15 protein-coding genes and 2 tRNA genes are annotated in these 17,254 nt (G+C 36.2%); 16 read left to right on the top strand and 1 reads right to left on the bottom strand.

The window, feature by feature from the left end; translation table 11 throughout:
* Together HF881_RS09335 and HF881_RS09330 are read left to right on the top strand one after the other, a co-directional pair.
* Positions 1 to 88 (top strand) — tRNA-Ser (locus tag HF881_RS09335).
* Between the two features lie 60 nt (positions 89 to 148).
* Positions 149 to 236, top strand: a tRNA-Ser gene (locus HF881_RS09330).
* A gap of 122 nt (positions 237 to 358) precedes the next feature.
* Here HF881_RS09330 and HF881_RS09325 read toward each other — a convergent pair.
* Positions 359 to 1,615, bottom strand: a complete 1,257-nt coding sequence (locus tag HF881_RS09325; protein ID WP_206283201.1) for an ISL3 family transposase — start codon at positions 1,613 to 1,615, stop codon at positions 359 to 361.
* Positions 1,616 to 1,959: 344 nt separating this feature from the next.
* Between HF881_RS09325 and HF881_RS09320 the strand changes: the two genes are divergently transcribed.
* From HF881_RS09320 to HF881_RS09255, 14 genes are all read left to right on the top strand, one after another.
* Positions 1,960 to 2,256 carry a WXG100 family type VII secretion target gene (locus HF881_RS09320; RefSeq protein WP_000016588.1) on the top strand — a complete coding sequence of 99 codons (297 nt, stop codon included), beginning with the start codon at positions 1,960 to 1,962 and terminating at the stop codon, positions 2,254 to 2,256.
* Positions 2,257 to 2,318: 62 nt separating this feature from the next.
* Positions 2,319 to 5,573: a type VII secretion protein EsaA gene (gene esaA / locus HF881_RS09315; protein ID WP_169447262.1), complete on the top strand. Its 3,255-nt coding sequence runs from the start codon at positions 2,319 to 2,321 to the stop codon at positions 5,571 to 5,573.
* Between the two features lies 1 nt (position 5,574).
* The gene (gene essA / locus HF881_RS09310) at positions 5,575 to 6,036 is read left to right on the top strand and encodes a type VII secretion protein EssA (protein WP_169447261.1); all 462 of its coding nucleotides are present in this window, start codon (positions 5,575 to 5,577) and stop codon (positions 6,034 to 6,036) included.
* Positions 6,037 to 6,159: 123 nt separating this feature from the next.
* Positions 6,160 to 6,402 (top strand): type VII secretion protein, encoded by a 243-nt coding sequence (locus HF881_RS09305; protein WP_169447260.1) that lies wholly within the window; start codon positions 6,160 to 6,162, stop codon positions 6,400 to 6,402.
* 14 nt (positions 6,403 to 6,416) lie between these two features.
* The gene (gene essB / locus HF881_RS09300; RefSeq protein ID WP_169447259.1) at positions 6,417 to 7,571 is read left to right on the top strand and encodes a type VII secretion protein EssB; all 1,155 of its coding nucleotides are present in this window, start codon (positions 6,417 to 6,419) and stop codon (positions 7,569 to 7,571) included.
* Between the two features lie 9 nt (positions 7,572 to 7,580).
* Positions 7,581 to 11,957, top strand: coding sequence for a type VII secretion protein EssC (essC, locus tag HF881_RS09295; RefSeq protein WP_169447258.1), 4,377 nt, complete (start codon positions 7,581 to 7,583; stop codon positions 11,955 to 11,957).
* 11 nt (positions 11,958 to 11,968) lie between these two features.
* Positions 11,969 to 12,298: a DUF4176 domain-containing protein gene (locus HF881_RS09290; RefSeq protein WP_169447257.1), complete on the top strand. Its 330-nt coding sequence runs from the start codon at positions 11,969 to 11,971 to the stop codon at positions 12,296 to 12,298.
* Between the two features lie 3 nt (positions 12,299 to 12,301).
* Entirely contained in the window at positions 12,302 to 12,736 is a 435-nt protein-coding gene (locus HF881_RS09285) for a DUF5082 family protein (protein WP_169447256.1), read from the top strand.
* A gap of 4 nt (positions 12,737 to 12,740) precedes the next feature.
* On the top strand, positions 12,741 to 13,025 hold the full coding sequence (locus HF881_RS09280) for a TIGR04197 family type VII secretion effector (protein WP_169447255.1): 285 nt from the start codon (positions 12,741 to 12,743) through the stop codon (positions 13,023 to 13,025).
* Positions 13,026 to 13,034: 9 nt separating this feature from the next.
* On the top strand, positions 13,035 to 14,843 hold the full coding sequence (locus HF881_RS10560; RefSeq protein ID WP_169447254.1) for a T7SS effector LXG polymorphic toxin: 1,809 nt from the start codon (positions 13,035 to 13,037) through the stop codon (positions 14,841 to 14,843).
* 26 nt (positions 14,844 to 14,869) lie between these two features.
* On the top strand, positions 14,870 to 15,109 hold the full coding sequence (locus tag HF881_RS09270; protein ID WP_169447253.1) for a hypothetical protein: 240 nt from the start codon (positions 14,870 to 14,872) through the stop codon (positions 15,107 to 15,109).
* On the top strand, positions 15,109 to 15,792 hold the full coding sequence (locus HF881_RS09265; RefSeq protein WP_169447252.1) for an enhanced serine sensitivity protein SseB C-terminal domain-containing protein: 684 nt from the start codon (positions 15,109 to 15,111) through the stop codon (positions 15,790 to 15,792). Before HF881_RS09270 ends, HF881_RS09265 begins: the two co-directional genes overlap by 1 nt.
* Positions 15,793 to 15,950: 158 nt before the next feature.
* Positions 15,951 to 16,442: a DUF5082 family protein gene (locus tag HF881_RS09260; RefSeq protein WP_240956800.1), complete on the top strand. Its 492-nt coding sequence runs from the start codon at positions 15,951 to 15,953 to the stop codon at positions 16,440 to 16,442.
* A 113-nt stretch (positions 16,443 to 16,555) separates the two neighbouring features.
* The gene (locus HF881_RS09255) at positions 16,556 to 17,119 is read left to right on the top strand and encodes a hypothetical protein (protein ID WP_169447251.1); all 564 of its coding nucleotides are present in this window, start codon (positions 16,556 to 16,558) and stop codon (positions 17,117 to 17,119) included.
* Positions 17,120 to 17,254 lie beyond the last annotated feature (135 nt).

Below are 17,254 nucleotides of genomic sequence, written 5' to 3'. Positions count from 1 at the left end.
GGAGAATTACTCAAGAGGCTGAAGAGGACGGTTTGCTAAATCGTTAGGTCGGGTAACTGGCGCGGGGGTTCGAATCCCCCATTCTCCGTATACAGAGTGCTGTGACGTGAGTGTGGGGAGTTCGTATAAACTTATTAATTAATGTTTTGGAGAATTACTCAAGAGGCTGAAGAGGACGGTTTGCTAAATCGTTAGGTCGGGTAACTGGCGCGGGGGTTCGAATCCCCCATTCTCCGTGATATAATTTGAGAATCTTTATCAACTCTAGTGGATTGGTAAAAAGTCATATTCTGGAGAGAGCCACATTGGCACTCTCCTTTTTTTGGCTCTTTGTCAACTGTAGTGGGTTGAAGAAAAGCTAAGATCGAGAAAGGACAAATTTTGTCCTTTCTTTTTTGATGTTCAGAGTGATGAAAATCCTTTTTTTGAAGTTTTCAAAGTTTCGAAAACCAAAGGTATTTCGTTTGATGAGCTTAATGAGATTATAAGTCGCCTCTAATTTTGCGTTAGAATAGGGTAGTTGAAGGGCGTTGACAATTTTCTCTTTATCTTTGAGGAAGGTTTTAAAGACAGTCTGAAAAAGAGGATGAACCAGCTTTAGATTGTCCTCAATGAGTCCGAAAAATTTCTCGGGTTCCTTATTCTGAAAGTGAAAAAGCAAGAGTTGGTAGAGATGATAGTGGTGTTTTAAGTCATCTGAATAGCTCAAAAGCTTGTCTAGAATTTCTCTATTCGTTAAGTGCATACGAAAAGCAGGGCGATAAAATCTCTTATCGCTGAGTTTACGGCTATCTTGTTGAATGAGCTTCCAGTAGCGCTTGATAGCCTTGTATTCATGGGATTTTCTATCGAATTGGTTCATGATTTGGACCCGCACACGGCTCATAGCACGGCTTAAGTGTTGAACAATGTGAAAGCGATCTAGAACGATTTTAGCACATGGAAAAAGCTGTTTAGCCAAGTCATAGTAAGGGCTAAACATATCCATTGTAATGATTCTCACCTGACAACGAACAGCTCGATCGTAGCGCAGAAAGTGATTTCGGATGATAGCTTGTGTTCTTCCCTCAAGAACAGTGATGATATTAAGATTGTCAAAATCTTGTGCAATGAAGCTCATCTTTCCCTTAGTGAAGGCATACTCATCCCAGGACATAATCTCTGGAAGATGAGAAAAATCGTGCTTAAAACGGAAGTTATTAAGCTTGCGAATGACAGTTGAAGTTGAAATGGACAGTTGATGGGCAATATCGGTCATAGAAGTCTTTTCAATCAACTTCTGAGCAATTTTTTGGTTGATAATATGAGGAATTTGGTGGTTCTTCTTGACTAGAGAAGTCTCAGCTACCATCATTTTCGAGCAATGATAGCACTTAAAACGACGCTTTTTAAAGAGGATTCTAGTAGGCATACCAGTCGTTTTAAGGTAAGGAATCTTAGACGGTTTTTGGAAGTCATATTTCTTCATTTGGCTTCCGCGATCAGGGCGAGATGGGGCGTCATAGTCCAGTTTAGCGATGATTTCCTTGTGTGTATCCCTATTAACAACATCTACAAATTGGATATTAGGGTCTTTGATGTCTAGTAATTTTGTGATAAAATGTAATTGTTCCATAAGATTCTTTCTAATGATGGTTTGGTCGCTTTTCATTATAGGTCTTATGGGACTTTTTTTCTACACAAAAATAGGCTCCATAATATCTATAGGGGATTTACCCACTACAAATATTATAGAGCCGTAGTTTGACAACAGGCCCTCTTGAAGCTGTTATCAAATGAAATCAAGGGCTAGCTAGAAGCTAGTTGAATCAGCTCATTTTTAGGAAGTTTGGGTGGCTAACTTTATTATATAACTTTCATAAATAATATGCTTTGAAAATACCATTTTTAAATAAAAATACTTGCCTTAAAGTTTGAATAATGTTAAAATAAAATAAAAAATATAGTAGGAGTGAAAATATGTCAGGACAAATTCGTGTATCTCCAGAGACTCTCCAATCACGTGCACGTGAATATGGAAAAGCTGCAAACGACATCAGAGTTATTTTGAGCAATCTTCAACGCTTGCAAGATACCTTGCGTTCAGAGTGGGAAGGTGCTGCGTTCCAAGGCTTTGATCAACAATTCCTTGAATTGAAACCAAAGGTTGAAAACTTTGCTGATTTGATGCAACAAATCAATACACAACTTGATAAGACTGCTCAAGCGATGCAACAAAATGACCAAGATTTATCTAGAAACTTTGGTCTTCAATAATCTAAAGTTGAGGTTGAGGAGAAATCCTCAACTTTTTTACTATATCTAGTTAAGGAGAAAATGTGAAAAAGAAAGTTTTATTTAGTTTAGGATTGTTATTGTTGTTTGTTACACTGCTAGTGTCTTTCTTTGCTATTGTAAAACCAACACCTATCAGTCGAACGAATTCCGAGTCTTCAGTACAACAAGCTCCCATCAAAGTTGCAGTTGTTAATGAGGATACAGGCAAGATATATAATGGACAGCCAATTAATATCGCTAATACTTTAGTAAATTCGTTTATTTCTAAAAATAATTACAAAGTGGAAGTGGTTTCTCGATCAATTGCTGAAAGTGGTTTGAAAAATGAGAACTATCAGTTGATGGTAGTCTTCCCAAGTAAGTTTTCAGAAGAGGCTTTAGCTCTTGAATCCTCATCACCTGTTCAGGCGAAGTTTCAATATCAAATTCAGTCAAGTGATCAATTAACTGTTAAGCAGGCAGAACAAGCTGTAGTAGCTTTTAAAGAGCTTTTTAATAAGGACTTGATTAATATTTATTTTACTAGTATTATTGGAAACTTAAGAACTGCACAAGGGCAGGTCTCAGATGTAGTTGCAAATGAACAAGAGTCACTAGCGTCCTTTAATAATAACTTGGTAAATCCTCTTGCTCAATATAGCCAGCAATTTAATGGCTTAGGTTCATCGCCCAATAATCTATTATCAACTTATTCGTCATTTAACAAAGATTTATTAAATAGTAATGATGCATTTAAATCAATTATTTCTGTTGATAAAACATACGAGGGAACAATCGAACAAATAAAAGCTCAACAAAAAAAATGGCAAAGTTCTTTGGATACTAGAGAGCAGGCTTTGTCAAACTATGATAATGATTTTTCTAAATTGTCAGTTGAGGGACAATTATCTAAATTAACAGATATAAATACTCAGATTACTGAGAATTTATCAGAGCCCGCTATTTGGAAAGAAACTTCTGACACAGTAACTTCCTATAATAAAGATATAGCAGATCTTCTTGATATTTTAAAGAATAATAACAAGGATATTGATGATACTTTATCTAATTATGATACAAAGATTAGAGAAGCAGTAGAGTCTTCCTTAACTAAAAACTCTTCAGTGGTAGATGGAGCAAGTAAAACTCTCGGTAGTTACATCAAGTCGTTGAATACTAGTATGCAAAATCAAATTACGAGCAAGTGGCCAAGTGTATATTACGATGATGCAGCTATTAATAACCTTTCCTTATCTGATACTGATAAACAACATTTGAAAAATATTAGTGCTTTTATACAGTGGTATAGTAAGAAGACAGGGAAAGAATTACCAACTTTGCAAGCTACAACACTTGAAAATAATGAACTTTCTCATTTAAAGGATGATATAAAATCTAAGAGTACAACAAGACGTGAGCTAACTTTACCTTCATTTGAAGGAAAAGTTTCAAAATTAATTCTAATGGTACCAAGTGGATACTATCTTAAGGAATCAAACTATGAATTTTCTGATCTTGGGGGTGGTAACTATCAACTTAATATTCCTATTGAAGCTTCTGCTGGCTTGTCTATTTCTTATACACTAGGAATCAAGAATGAAAATGATATCAGCGTCTTATCGCCTGTGGTTGTGAAATATAAATTAGATACGACTGAGGATGTGAAGGTTGTAAAGGAAGATGCTCCATACGTAGAGGAAACAACAGTGACAGAGACAGCTCATGTAGCGCCTGTCACTCCATCTACTCCTGTAGCATCATCTACCGTTTCAGGAACGAGTGCCCTTACTACTGAAGAAAAAAAACCAGTAGAAATTATCACTGTAACGAAGACTATCACAACTACCAAGACAAATCAGACAGAAAAAAAAGTTTTGAATCGCCATTATGAGATGCAAGACATTATTTCTAACTGGGAATATAATCCTACGAAACTAACTCAAGCTATTTATAAAGATGTAGATGCATATCTACAATTGTCAGGTCTTGTCTCTGCGTATTATGGTTTAGATTTATCTAAAAATACGTACTCAGAACATATGTTTATTCCAGCAGAAGGTTCTCTTGCTGCTTTAGCAAATAATGATGACCTCAAGACTATTGTGACCAATCTAATCAAAGCGACCACAGTTGAAGCTTTAAAATCAGATTTGAAGATTTCGGATAAAAAATTGACGGATATTCAGTCTCGATTAGCTAACGCTGAGAAATTAACATCTAATATTGAACAGCTGAGAACAACAACCAAAGATTTAATGAAACAGTTAAGTCAGTTGATTGAGCAGAGCAAATTAGTGGATAAAACGATTAAAGATAAACCTAGTTTTGTTGAAACAGAAAAAGTAGATAATACCGATATGGTTACAGTTAGTATGGATATGAACAGTGACCTGATTAAACTGATGTCAGCTAGTACAACGTTGATGAACAATACAAAAGCAAATCAGGCTGTTTCTGAGATGATAGAATCTACTATTAATCAGTTGGCGAATGATATTAATGCTTTGGAAAAAGACGGTGAATCATTGAGTGGTCGTGTCTCTGAGTTGAAAAATATCATGTCTAGTGAATATGGATCAAACGAAGAATTTCTTAAAAACTTTTCTACAGTTTTGAGCAATACTAGAACAGGTAACACCAAAAATGAAGCTGTCTATGAATATTTGTCTAATCCTGTTGATGCTTCCAAAATTGGTAATGTAGTGTCGGCTGCTACCAATGCTCAATCACAGTCTAATCGTCAAGATGAGAGATCAGGGCTTCTTATTATCTTAATTAGCTATCTTGTTAGTTTAGTTGTTGCTTATCTTTTCCAACATGCAGATAAAGAAGAATTACAAAGATTAATGAGTTTGAAAGATCGTTTATCATGGAAAAATTCTTCTGGCCCTATGCTCTTCCTTAGTGCTATTTCAGTGGTTGCTGGTTTTATAATTGCGACTGTTTCTGGAATTAAACTTGGTTTCTCTCTAGCACAATTGAGTTGGTTTATAGTACTTCTTATGTTAGTAAGTCTAATGATGACATATGGTCTGAATATTCTTATTGATAAGCTAAAAAGTTTAGGATTTTTGATAAGTGTAAGTCTAATACTACTTTACATCATCTCAGCGACTCAATTATTTGACGAATATTATGTGAACTCAGCTCCTATTTTAGCAACACTTTCTCCTTTGACTTATCTAGAAGGTGTGGTGAAATTGTTTATTAATCAACAAAGTGGAGTGGAACAGTCAGTAGTTGTAATTGTAGTTTTAACGATTGCTTTAGGACTTGGGAATGTTTTCTTGTATCGACAAGTTAAGGATAACAAGTAATATGAAAAAAGCTATTGTCTTTATTTTTCTATTGTTTTCAATTTTTACAGGGGAGAGTGTCGCTTTTGCAAATGATGGCTCCTTGCAAATAGACACCTCTTTAGATAAAAATACAAAGAAAACAGAGATTCAGTACTTTGAACAGGAAGGGAATTTAACAAAGTTATTTCGTCCTGAGACATATAAATTGATTGATACTACTAAAAAAGTTGATGAAGAAAAGTATCAATTAGTTAAAACAAACTTATTTATCACTAAGGTAGTATCAGAGAATGTTGTTAATGATTATCAATCTGCTTTATTTAACAGTCAAATTCAAGCCAATCATAGTGATAAAAAGAATGTTTCACTTAATAATGTAAATTCTCCTGTTTCTTGGACAGCAATTTTATTGTTTATACTAGGGGTAATTGTTACAATCTATTCACTCATATATAAAAAATTACATACATTTAAACAATAAAGTCAATAGAAAAATATTTTAGGAGATACAGCTGTATCTCCTTTTTTTATAAGCAGAAAACTCTTTAATATTCATGTTTTGCGTGATATAATAAACATAATGGTATAAGATTAGGAGATTTTTATGGAAGAGTACATTAATATTAGTCTTGATTGTTCACCTTTTTTATCTGAAATATTAGATTTAAGAGTTCCTATTGAGTTAACCATTAAAGAATTGATACAAATCGTATCCGATACTTATGGCATAGAGGTCAAGACATTGAATCCAAGTGTAAGAAATCAACAGTCTGGAGAGATACTTGCTAGTACTAGTAGTCTAACATTAGTAAAAGACGGAGTGTTATTAAAATTAGAAAGAATATAATTAGGGAGTAAAATATGGAAATTCAAAAACATGAATTAGTTATTGGAGATATCAAAGGAAATCGTGAAATAGCATATGCTCTATTAACGGCAGAACAACCTTATTTTGTAGCTCAAAATGCAATTGAGGAGGAAGATAAATTAACGATTGAAAGTCTTTTGACAGATGAATATTATTCTTGGGATAAGTTGATTACGATGATTGATGAAGAAAAATTGCGTCATCTGATAAATATTGGTCAATTATTTAATTCGCTGAAGGATTCTATTTATACTTATGAATTATCACCCAATAATCTAGTATTTTCACGAAATGGGAATCCCCTATTTGTTTTTCGTGGTGTCAAAGGACAAGTACCACCATATGATGCATTAAGTTTAGATGAGTTTACAGTTAACTTCAAAGCCATGATTGTATCTCTACTAGATAAAAAGGTAAGTTATGAGGAATTGATAGAGGGACAGTCACCGTTTTATAAAGGAAAACTATTTTGTGAAACTATCATGAAGACAGAAAGTTTGGATGAAATTCTGTCTTTATTACTAGAAAATTATCTGGAAGAAAAGGAACAAAATAAAGAAAAATTTTCACGTGTGTCTAATAAACTTGTTTCACGATTGAAGTTGACTACCATAATCACATCACTGATTGGAGTTTTTTCAATTATTGGAATACTTTACTTTGTATTGTTCGCCATGCCTAGCCAACAAATGATTTCTGATTTGCGTTTAGCTTTTGTTCATCAAGATTATTCAACAGTTGTATCTACTGTTAAAAATACAGATTCTAAATCACTTAGCCAGGATGACACCTATATGGTGGCCTATTCAGTAATTAAAACTGAGCCTTTAACTGAAGCGCAAAAGACGGAGCTATCAAAAATATCAACTCAATCAAATACAGATTATCTTCGGTACTGGGTGTTGATTGGTCAGTCTAAAATTGACGAAGCTATAGATATTGCAAGTTACCTAGATGATCCGCAGTTATTGATGTATGGTTTGACTAAAAAGATTGATGAAGTCCAGAGAAATCCTAACTTAACATCAGAACAACGCACGGAGCAATTGAATAGTTATAAAGGCAAGTTGGAAGAGTTGAAGAAAAACTACTTAACACCAGAAGCTAACAAGTCGAACACAACCTCAACTTCCGCAGAGTCAAGATAGGAGTGGTGTATGAATTATTTATTTTTTGAAGACAATGTTTATCCACTCTATACAGGAAACACCTATCAAATGGGGCCTTCAGTAGCTTCTAATATTTATCTTCCTAGCCTTGAAAATGTTACGTTAGAGGTCAAGGAAACGGGAATTGAACTGCTAGGAAGGTCTTACACCCGTGGACATCATTTAGTTTCTATAGACGATAAAATAAATATCTCCTTACTAATTATTGAGAATACAGAGTATTACCTCCTTCCTGAGAAAGTACTTTATTTATCAGATAAGAAAGAAGCATCTATTCGGTTAGTCGATTTTTCTACAGAAATCATTTTGACTTTTGATGGAATAAATAAGACGATTTACAGTGCTAGTCCATATTATATTAATGGTGAAAGAAAAACAGGAAAGCAAAAGATTCAAGATATGGATCAAATTGTTTTTGAACAAGGTGTCGCTTTATCTATTCAAAAACAAGTTCTGTCTATCCACTCACTATTTTCTATCGAGACCTCTTTGTTGCATTTTTCAGAGGTGATGGTTGAGGATCGTTCAAAAGAATTTCATCGTTCTCCTCGGATTATTTTAAGAGAGCCAGAAGAGAAAGTAATAATTGCTCCAGCACCAACAGAGGACGAAGGTAAAAAACAATCATTACTAAAATTACTTATTACTCCGTTAGCAATGATTGCTTTTACCTTACTGACGGTTTACTTTACACGTAGTGGTGGAATGATGTTTATGATGATGGGGATGTCTGTTATTACTATTGGAACCTCCATTCATACTTATTTTTCTGACAAAAAATCACATAAAGAACTTCAGGAACAGAAAATTGATGAGTATATGAAATATTTGGAAACCAAGTATTCACAATTAGCCAACCTACGTGAAGAACAAGTTGAGGCTTTGGTGTATCACTTTCCTGACATGGATCAAATTTTGGAGATGGTCGAAAAAACTGATAGACGTATTTACGAAAAAACACTCTATCACTTTGATTTTCTGTCTTATCGTTTAGGTTTGGGTGAAGTTGGCTCCAGTTTCTACATTGAGTACTCTGATTCGGAATTGACTAAATATAATGTAACTGCTAATCAAAAAATTCAAGAATTACTTTCTTACTATCGTGTGACTGATCAGGTTCCTATTACTCATACATTAACGAGTCCCACAGGATATATAGGGACACGTCAAATAGTGATTGAACAAGTTCAACAGATGATGATGCAATTAGCGACTTTCCAAAGTTACCATGATTTACAGTTTATTCCAATTTTCCGAGAGGAAGAGTTGGAGCTATGGAATTGGAGCCGATGGTTACCTCATACGAAAATTAAAGCACTAAATAGCCGTGGTTTCGTTTATAATCAACGTACTCGCGATCAACTATTAACGTCACTCTATCAAGTTATTAAAGATAGGAAGTTAGATAGTGAGCAGGACAAAGGGAAAGAAAAGCAATACAGCCCTCATTATATTCTCTTTATTACAGATTTAAGCCTGATGTTGGATCACAACATTATGGAGTACATCAATGAAGATTTATCCCATTTAGGGATTCATTACGTTTTCGTAGAAGAAGTACTTGAAAGTTTACCAGAACACGTTAAGACTGTTGTTGACTATCGAGGAGATAAAAAAGGTACCGTATTACTTCAGGATGGCAATTATACAAATAAAGAAATTACGCCTCTTCCTCCTGTAAGTTTATCGGAAAAGGAAAATTTTGCGAGAAATCTTGCGGGGATTCATCATGTTCAGACTTTACGTAATTCGATTCCGAATAGCATTACCTTCCTAGAGATGTATGGAGTCAATAAAGTAGAGGAACTAGATCTTTTAAAACGATGGCAAGACAATGAGACTTTCCAAACAATGGCTGTTCCTCTAGGAGTACGAGGTCGTGATGATATTCTTTATCTAAACATTCATGAGAAGGCTCATGGACCTCATGGATTGATTGCTGGTACTACGGGATCAGGAAAGTCTGAGCTTATTCAGTCCTACATTCTATCTTTAGCTGTGAACTACCATCCGTATGAGGTTGCTTTCCTCTTGATTGACTATAAAGGGGGAGGAATGGCCAATCTCTTTGCAGACCTACCTCACGTCGTTGGTACGATTACGAACTTGGATGGCAACCAGGCTAATCGAGCTCTGGTATCTATAAAAGCTGAACTGAAGAAACGTCAGCGTATCTTTGCAGAAAATGACGTTAATCATATCAACCAATATATGAAACTCTTCAAAGAAGGGAAGGTCAAAGAACCATTACCACACCTATTAATCATTAGTGATGAGTTTGCAGAGTTGAAGGCGAATCAACCAGACTTCATGGATGAATTGGTCTCTACGGCTCGTATTGGTCGTTCATTGGGAGTTAAATTAATTTTAGCCACCCAAAAACCTAGTGGGGTTGTCAATGATCAAATTTGGTCAAACTCTAAATTTAAAATAGCTCTTAAAGTACAGGATGTTGCAGATTCTAGAGAAGTAATCAAAACACCTGATGCTGCAGAAATCACACAGACGGGTAGAGCCTATCTTCAAGTCGGAAACAATGAAATCTATGAATTGTTCCAGAGTGCATGGTCGGGTGCGGATTATAATCCAGAAGGACGAAATCATGTTCAAAAAAATACAACTGTGTATGAGATTACAAGTAATGGTCAATACAATGCGATTAATAAAGACTTGAGTGGTTTAGTCAATAAAAAAGAAGCAAAGGCTGTTCCAACAGAATTGGACGCCATTGTAGAAAAAGCTCGTGAAATATTTGACGGCCTTCATATTCATCAGGTAGCTAGTCCTTGGTTGCCACCACTTGAAGAAAGGATATATGCAAAAGATACACAATCGACTAAATTCAAGGATTATTGGGGGCGTTCAGAGGAATTACAACCTATTTTAGTTGGGTATCAAGATATTCCTGAAAGACAGGAACAATCCTCCCTTTATTTCAATATGGAACAAAGAGGCCATATTTTATTAGTTTCTAGTCCAGGATTTGGGAAGTCCACTTTTCTACAGAATTTTGCGATGGACGTGATTCGTAAGCACACACCAGAACAAGTTCATTTCTACCTCTATGACTTTGGTACTAGTGGCTTAATCTCTATTTCTGATTTTCCTCATATTGCAGATTACTTCACCTTGGATGAGACTGAGAAAATTATGAAATCTCTTCGATTCTTGAATAGAGAGATAAAAACTCGGAAAAGTGCTCTTTCTCAAGCAAGAGCCACAAATCTAACGCAGTACAATCAGTTATCAGATGAGAGTTTTCCAACTATTTTCATCGAGATAGATGGTTTTGATAGTGTGATGGATGCCCCATTCGTAGATACCTTTTATGATACTTTAAATGTCATTGCTCGAGATGGAGCTTCTCTAGGAATCTATCTAGTCGTGACACTTTCTCGTCTCAATGCGATGCGTTTACAGTTACAATCCAACTTTAAGACCAAGATTTCTCTCTTCTTATTTGATAACAGTGACTTATCAGGTGTAGTAGGACGTTCCAATATTCCACTCGATGAAATCAAAGGCCGTGCCATAGCTAAATTTGATGATATCGTTCAATTCCAGGTGATGTTGCCGTACAGTAGTGAACATTACACGGACTACATAAAGGAAGTTCGTGCAGAACAAGAAGCAATGGCTGTGGCATACGATGGACCAATTCCTACAGGCATCCCAATGTTGCCAGAAAAGGTAACCAAAGAAGTGATGGCAGAAATCTTAGAAAGCAGTCAAGACTTTATCTTGGGACTTGAAAGAGAAGCAGTTGTCCCAGCATCCTTTAGTTTTGAACGTCCGATGCTTGTAGCTTCAAATAGTCCTGCTTTTGTAACGAATTACTATAAATTACTAGAATATCACCTAAACCGTTTATCAGGTAAGTACAATACTGTTATTTTAGATCCTAGTCAGCGCATTAACAATCAGTTCTTTGATGGGATTCAACGTTTTGATACTTCTTTAGAGGTTGATAATGTCATGAAGACGATATTAGAAGACTTTAAGAAACGAGTTGCGTCTCCAAATCAGGACTATCCAAAATGGTTAATTTTGATACCAGATCTTGCTGCGACGGCTATGGCGGCTGGAGTGAGTGAACTGGACTTCAAGCAACTCCTTAGTGAAGGAGCTCAGTATGGAGTAACCTTGCTCTTTATAGGCGCCTACCAAGATCTAGTAGCGAACAATTACGACACTTTTGTAAAATTGGCGAATCAGTTAGTGGATCAAGTCTTTCTTGGTGTACGTATTAGCGATCAAGATCATACTCGCTATCCTTACATCACAAATGAGCCGGCACTGAAACCGAACCAGGGTTACATCCTTTATCCTGATCGCTATGAATCGATTCAATTATTAGAAATTTAGAGAGGGTATTTATGTCAGATACTAAATTATTACCACTAGGCAGTGTTATTGTTTTAAAGGGAAGTACTAAAAAGATGCTCATCATTGCTCGTGTGATTGCAGCACCAGTCAAAGGAGATCTCTACCGTTTTGATTACGGAGCTTGTCTCTATCCAGAAGGGATGGTAGGAGATAGTCTTATCTACTTTAATCATGAAGATGTTTTCAAGGTTGTTCAAGAGGGTTATAGAGATGAGGATAATGAGCTTATGCTAGAACATATTGCTTCGGTTGTATCTACAACAGATATTCCCAAGGGTAATGTTGCTGAGTTGAATGAAGCAAATGAACTAGGAGGATAATACATGGGTGAAATAGACTATGATCAAATCTATTATCTTCAAGGTAGAGTGAATCAACACTACTCCAGCATCTCCTCCGCCCAATCACGGATTACTTCCATCGATGAAAAATTGGAACGTCTTCGCACGGCCAAGAAGTCTGTAAGTGAAATCCAACAGAATGTTCACAATATCAAGTATCCCATCATGCATCGAAATATTCAACCTGAATGGCAAGGTAAACAAAAAGATGACTTCACCAAGCAGTGGGAAACCTTCTCCAGTGACTACACGAGTTTCCAAACGGAGATGAATACCTTCTATGATGCCATCTGTGATGAAATCACTAGACTAGAAAACCAAAAGAACGAAGAAAATGGCATTATTGGCTGGTGTCAGAGTCAGATTAACAATCTGGGGAATTTCATCGAGAAGCTACTACATACGAAGGAGGGGTAAGGTCATGTATGGAACGATTCAATTATCCGAGGTTCTGTTTAACTCGCACATCAGTAGTTTGACCAAGGCTCAGGCTAGTTTGGCTGGAGTGAGTAAGCCAACCTTCAAAACGACATCGGAATCCAAGGTGCTCGATTTGTATCAGGAACAATTTGAGGAGCTCTGTCAGCTGATGACGAGCTATGCATCCTTATTGGAAACAGACATTGCCTTGATGGCAGCTACAGGAAAAGAATTGGCTCGTACAGATACAGTATTGGGACAAACTCTGTTTCCTGGCTTGCAGTAGGGAGGTTCTATGAGTTACAATATAAAATTTGATGATATCACCTCTGTCCAAGTGGAAAGTCAAAAGACCATGAATGCTTGGGGAGAGGCCATCAATAATCTCAATACCGCTATGACAGACTTCATCAACAATCAAAACCTCCAAGGTCAGGCCGTCTCGAGTATGCGAACTTACCTAGTAGAGGTTCATGGGACCCTCCTTCAAACTCTGGTCAACTTGATGAATGACTACTCATCTAACCTCTTGCTTTACAAGGACGGTTACTATCAGATTGATTCGAGCAATCATGCAAAGCTACCAGGTCAGGTGTTTACAAACCTTCATAGTGACTTAAAGAGTTCACGGGACAATCTAAAGAGTGAGATTGAGCTCTTAAATGCGACCAAGGACAAGATTTCAGACTTGGTGAGCTATTCAGGAAGTAGTCATACCAGTACGGTCATGGACTATAACTTCCTCATGAACCAGGTCAAGAACTTGGACAGCTCCATCATCCAGTACGAAAGCAGCCATGCGGGTCAGGATTTGGTTGCCTTTAAGGAACTTTTAGCTGCGACCAAGGCCTTGATAGCAGAGCATGCGGGCAAGTCTCGCACTGTAGGAACTTATCAGTCAGGAGATTTCGCTAAACTCCAATCTGTCCAACGCTTTGCGATAGCCTACCAACAAGCAACCAAGCAGATGGAGAGTCGCGTTGAACGAGTGAAAGCTGCCCAGGAGCGGGACAAGGCTCGTTTTGAAGCCTTGGCTGCGGAGGATCGAGCCAAGAAGGGGTGGATAGACCTGGGTCTTGGTGTGGTGACCGTTGCGATTGGTGCTTTAGCGATTTGGGCAACTATGGGTGCAGCGACACCCTTGGTTGTTGGATTTTGGCTAACTGCAGGTCTGGGGACGACGGCTTATGGGGCGTCTAATATGTACGAGGCAGGTCAGAATATCCAACTTGGGAATGCAGGGGATATCCATACAAAGGCAAAAAATCCTATCCGAGATACGCTTTTCATGGGGAATGACAAGCTGTATCATCAGGTTGGTGGGCTCTTTGTGACGGCGAGTGCTATCATGATTCCTATAGGGCATACGCAGAGCGTTGTCAAGGGCTTGACCCAGTTTGCGATAGGGGAAGCTGGCGCCTATACAGCGGGTCAGGTTGCCTATCATGGAACCAAGCTCCTAGGTGGTAGTGAAGAAGATGCCCAAACCGCAAACTTTATCGGGAATATCGTAGGAGGTTATGCGGCCTCCTCAGCAGCCAGCAAGTTTAGTCTCAATAAGGTGAAAGTAGATGTCGAAGCACCGAAGTATAACCGCGAACAGATCCTGAAGAATATAGAAGAAAGCAAGCTTGCGAGGGAATCCAGTAACTTTGATCAATATCTCGCGAAGGAATCATTGATAAAGTATCCAACTTTATTAGATAGTAAAGTCAAAATTGTTGATAAAGCAAAATTACCAGATTGGATTGGAGAATCCTTTACAGATAGTAATTATAGGACGGTTATTACAACAGAAGAAATAACACTCTATCGAACATTTGGTGGATACTCTGATGCGGGAGGAGGGTTTGTCACTACAACACCTGCTTCAAGTCGTATACAAGCTAAAATAGATACTGCACTATTACCTGAATGGAAGAATACTAGACAATATGAAGCAGTAATAAAAATTCCAAAAGGAGTAGAATTAAATATTGGAAAAGTTGCTCCTCAAACAATAAATTCCTCAGGATTTATATTAAAAGGAGGAGCTGATCAAGTTTTATTACCAAATCCATGGCCATTAGACTGGATAGTAGATATACGAGTTGTACCAAATTAAGGTTTTGAATTATGAAAAATAAATATATGAAGTATACAGACAAATTACAAGATTTAATTGACTTAGAATATCCAAGTCAGAAGTTATACCCGGGAGTTATACAGGATATATATAACCTAACTAAGCGCATAGAACGAGAGGAAAATATCAATAATATTAGTTTTTTTAGTTTAGCAAGAAGATTTGTAGATGAAACAATGGATTATAAAAGCGAAATTTTAGTAGTCTTAAAACAATTAGAGAAAGAGTTTAAAAAAGAAAATTGATGGACAATAGATTAATTGATTTGATAATGAATCTAAGAATTTGTTATGATAAAAGTATAGAGATACAATTATTTAAAGAATTATTAAAGACAAAATTTTTGTGCCCTATCAGTATTGATGATCAACAAAATTTAACTATTAATAGTGTAGTAGATAGTAATGATTTAAACTTTTTACCCCTTTACATAAAGGAAACCGATATCAAGGGAAAAGACAGAGAACTTGAATATTTAGAAATATCGATTGAAAATGCTACTAATCTATTAATTAGATTAAAAAATTTTAGTGGTGTGTCTATAAATCCTAGAACCACTAACTTTAATATAAGATTAGATGATTTAAAAAATATTATTGAAGCATTTTCAGAAGATAGCGTCGAGATTATATCGGAAATATCAAATGAGCCAATTTCTGAAAAATTAGAAGAATTTGATGATATTTTTAATAAATTCAAAGTAATTGATAGGGTTTTTCTGTTAAAGATAAGAAAAGCAACAGAAACAAATTTTCATTGGCTATTTGTTATTGATTGTTTAGACTTTAATTTGATAATTGCTCAGTTTTCTAGCGAGGTTAGTTCTTTTTTCCCCAAAAATGAAGTTATAGATTTCCTTCCATTAAAAACTCACTTTTCGTATGATGTAACAAGAGATGTATTACCAATCTATAAACGTTGTTTATAACACATTTTTAAATATGCTCAGTGCTCTCTTAATGCGAAATCTAAAAAAAATAATTTAAGAATGAATCTTATGAATTTCAAAAATTTAGGCCTAGTGAAACTTAGAATAAGGGAAACGTTGCTGAGTTGAATGAAGCAAATGAACTAGGAGGATAATACATGGGTGAAATAGACTATGATCAAATCTATTATCTTCAAGGTAGAGTGAATCAACACTACTCCAGCATCTCCTCCGCCCAATCACGGATTACTTCCATCGATGAAAAATTGGAGCGTCTTCGCACGGCCAAGAAGTCTGTAAGTGAAATCCAACAGAATGTTCACAATATCAAGTATCCCATCATGCATCGAAATATTCAACCTGAATGGCAAGGTAAACAAAAAGATGACTTCACCAAGCAGTGGGGGACCTTCTCTAGTGACTATACGAGCTTTCAAACGGAGATGAATACCTTCTATGATGCCATCTGTGATGAAATCACTAGACTAGAAAACCAAAAGAACGAAGAAAATGGCATTATTGGCTGGTGTCAGAGTCAGATTAACAATCTGGGGAATTTCATCGAGAAGCTACTACATATTATAGAGAGTTTTCAACTAGAAAGATTGGTAACTTCAAGACAAATTTCAAAGATGTTGAAACGAAAATAACTGTTGAGCCTCGTAATGCAGCAGGTGAAATTCAGCGTATCCAATTAAAAGCAGTCGGTGTAGATAAAACTGGAAAAATTCGTATTCCAGATTATACAACTGCAAAAGATGGTTTGTCCATTAAACACCAAACAATCCTTGATAATATCGAAAGAAATGGCGGAGTCATTGTTGGTAAGGGGAATGGTAAATTTGTTGGTAGTGTAGAAATTCCAAAGAGAACTCGGATTGATGTAATTAATAGTAGCAACCCCAAAATTAAAAACTTTAAGATGGAGCTGGAAAAAATACAGCGAGCAGATATGTCTAGAAAAATCGTTGATGGTTTGATTAGTACAGAAAAGGGTCAACGTTTAGATCCTTCCAGATATCTTTCACACCAAGAGATAGAGACACATCTAAATATGTTTAAGGATGGAGTTGTAAAGGTTATCAGTAAAGAAGGATTTAATAAATCTGTAATGGAATTTGGTGGGAATATTGGACCAGAAAAGGGACATTATGTAATGCCAAAATTTATATATGATAAAGCTGTATTGGCATCAGATGGGAATCCGAGAGTATTAGAGGAACTACTAGGCTTAGATAGAGGGTATTTAGGTGATTCACCTCTTACTATTAATGTTAAACACCCTAAAAATTTACGTATGCCATCAGGCAATGAGCCAGGTGCTTGACAAGGCCTTTGGGAACCAGGAGGTTTTACAAAGGGAGGTATACCAGAGGCAGTTGTAGATCAATTTAAACCAGGCGATTATACAATAGGAAAGATATTTGAATAGGTGTTTGTATGACAACAGAAATTCAGCAAT

It is taken from the genome of Streptococcus sp. WB01_FAA12 (assembly GCF_012843315.1).
Classification (GTDB): Bacteria; Bacillota; Bacilli; order Lactobacillales; family Streptococcaceae; genus Streptococcus.
This window is presented reverse-complemented; position numbering and strand designations above follow the sequence as displayed.

Excerpts from the sequence above, each read along its gene's own strand:
- essC (WP_169447258.1), top strand. The coding sequence starts at position 7,581 with ATGAATTATTTATTTTTTGAAGACAATGTTTATCCACTCTATACAGGA.
- HF881_RS09270 (WP_169447253.1), top strand. The coding sequence starts at position 14,870 with ATGAAGTATACAGACAAATTACAAGATTTAATTGACTTAGAATATCCA.
- HF881_RS09280 (WP_169447255.1), top strand. The coding sequence starts at position 12,741 with ATGTATGGAACGATTCAATTATCCGAGGTTCTGTTTAACTCGCACATC.
- HF881_RS09285 (WP_169447256.1), top strand. The coding sequence starts at position 12,302 with ATGGGTGAAATAGACTATGATCAAATCTATTATCTTCAAGGTAGAGTG.
- HF881_RS09305 (WP_169447260.1), top strand. The coding sequence starts at position 6,160 with ATGGAAGAGTACATTAATATTAGTCTTGATTGTTCACCTTTTTTATCT.
- HF881_RS09260 (WP_240956800.1), top strand. The coding sequence starts at position 15,951 with ATGGGTGAAATAGACTATGATCAAATCTATTATCTTCAAGGTAGAGTG.
- HF881_RS09265 (WP_169447252.1), top strand. The coding sequence starts at position 15,109 with ATGGACAATAGATTAATTGATTTGATAATGAATCTAAGAATTTGTTAT.
- HF881_RS10560 (WP_169447254.1), top strand. The coding sequence starts at position 13,035 with ATGAGTTACAATATAAAATTTGATGATATCACCTCTGTCCAAGTGGAA.
- essB (WP_169447259.1), top strand. The coding sequence starts at position 6,417 with ATGGAAATTCAAAAACATGAATTAGTTATTGGAGATATCAAAGGAAAT.
- HF881_RS09290 (WP_169447257.1), top strand. The coding sequence starts at position 11,969 with ATGTCAGATACTAAATTATTACCACTAGGCAGTGTTATTGTTTTAAAG.
- HF881_RS09320 (WP_000016588.1), top strand. The coding sequence starts at position 1,960 with ATGTCAGGACAAATTCGTGTATCTCCAGAGACTCTCCAATCACGTGCA.
- HF881_RS09325 (WP_206283201.1), bottom strand. The coding sequence starts at position 1,615 with ATGGAACAATTACATTTTATCACAAAATTACTAGACATCAAAGACCCT.
- essA (WP_169447261.1), top strand. The coding sequence starts at position 5,575 with ATGAAAAAAGCTATTGTCTTTATTTTTCTATTGTTTTCAATTTTTACA.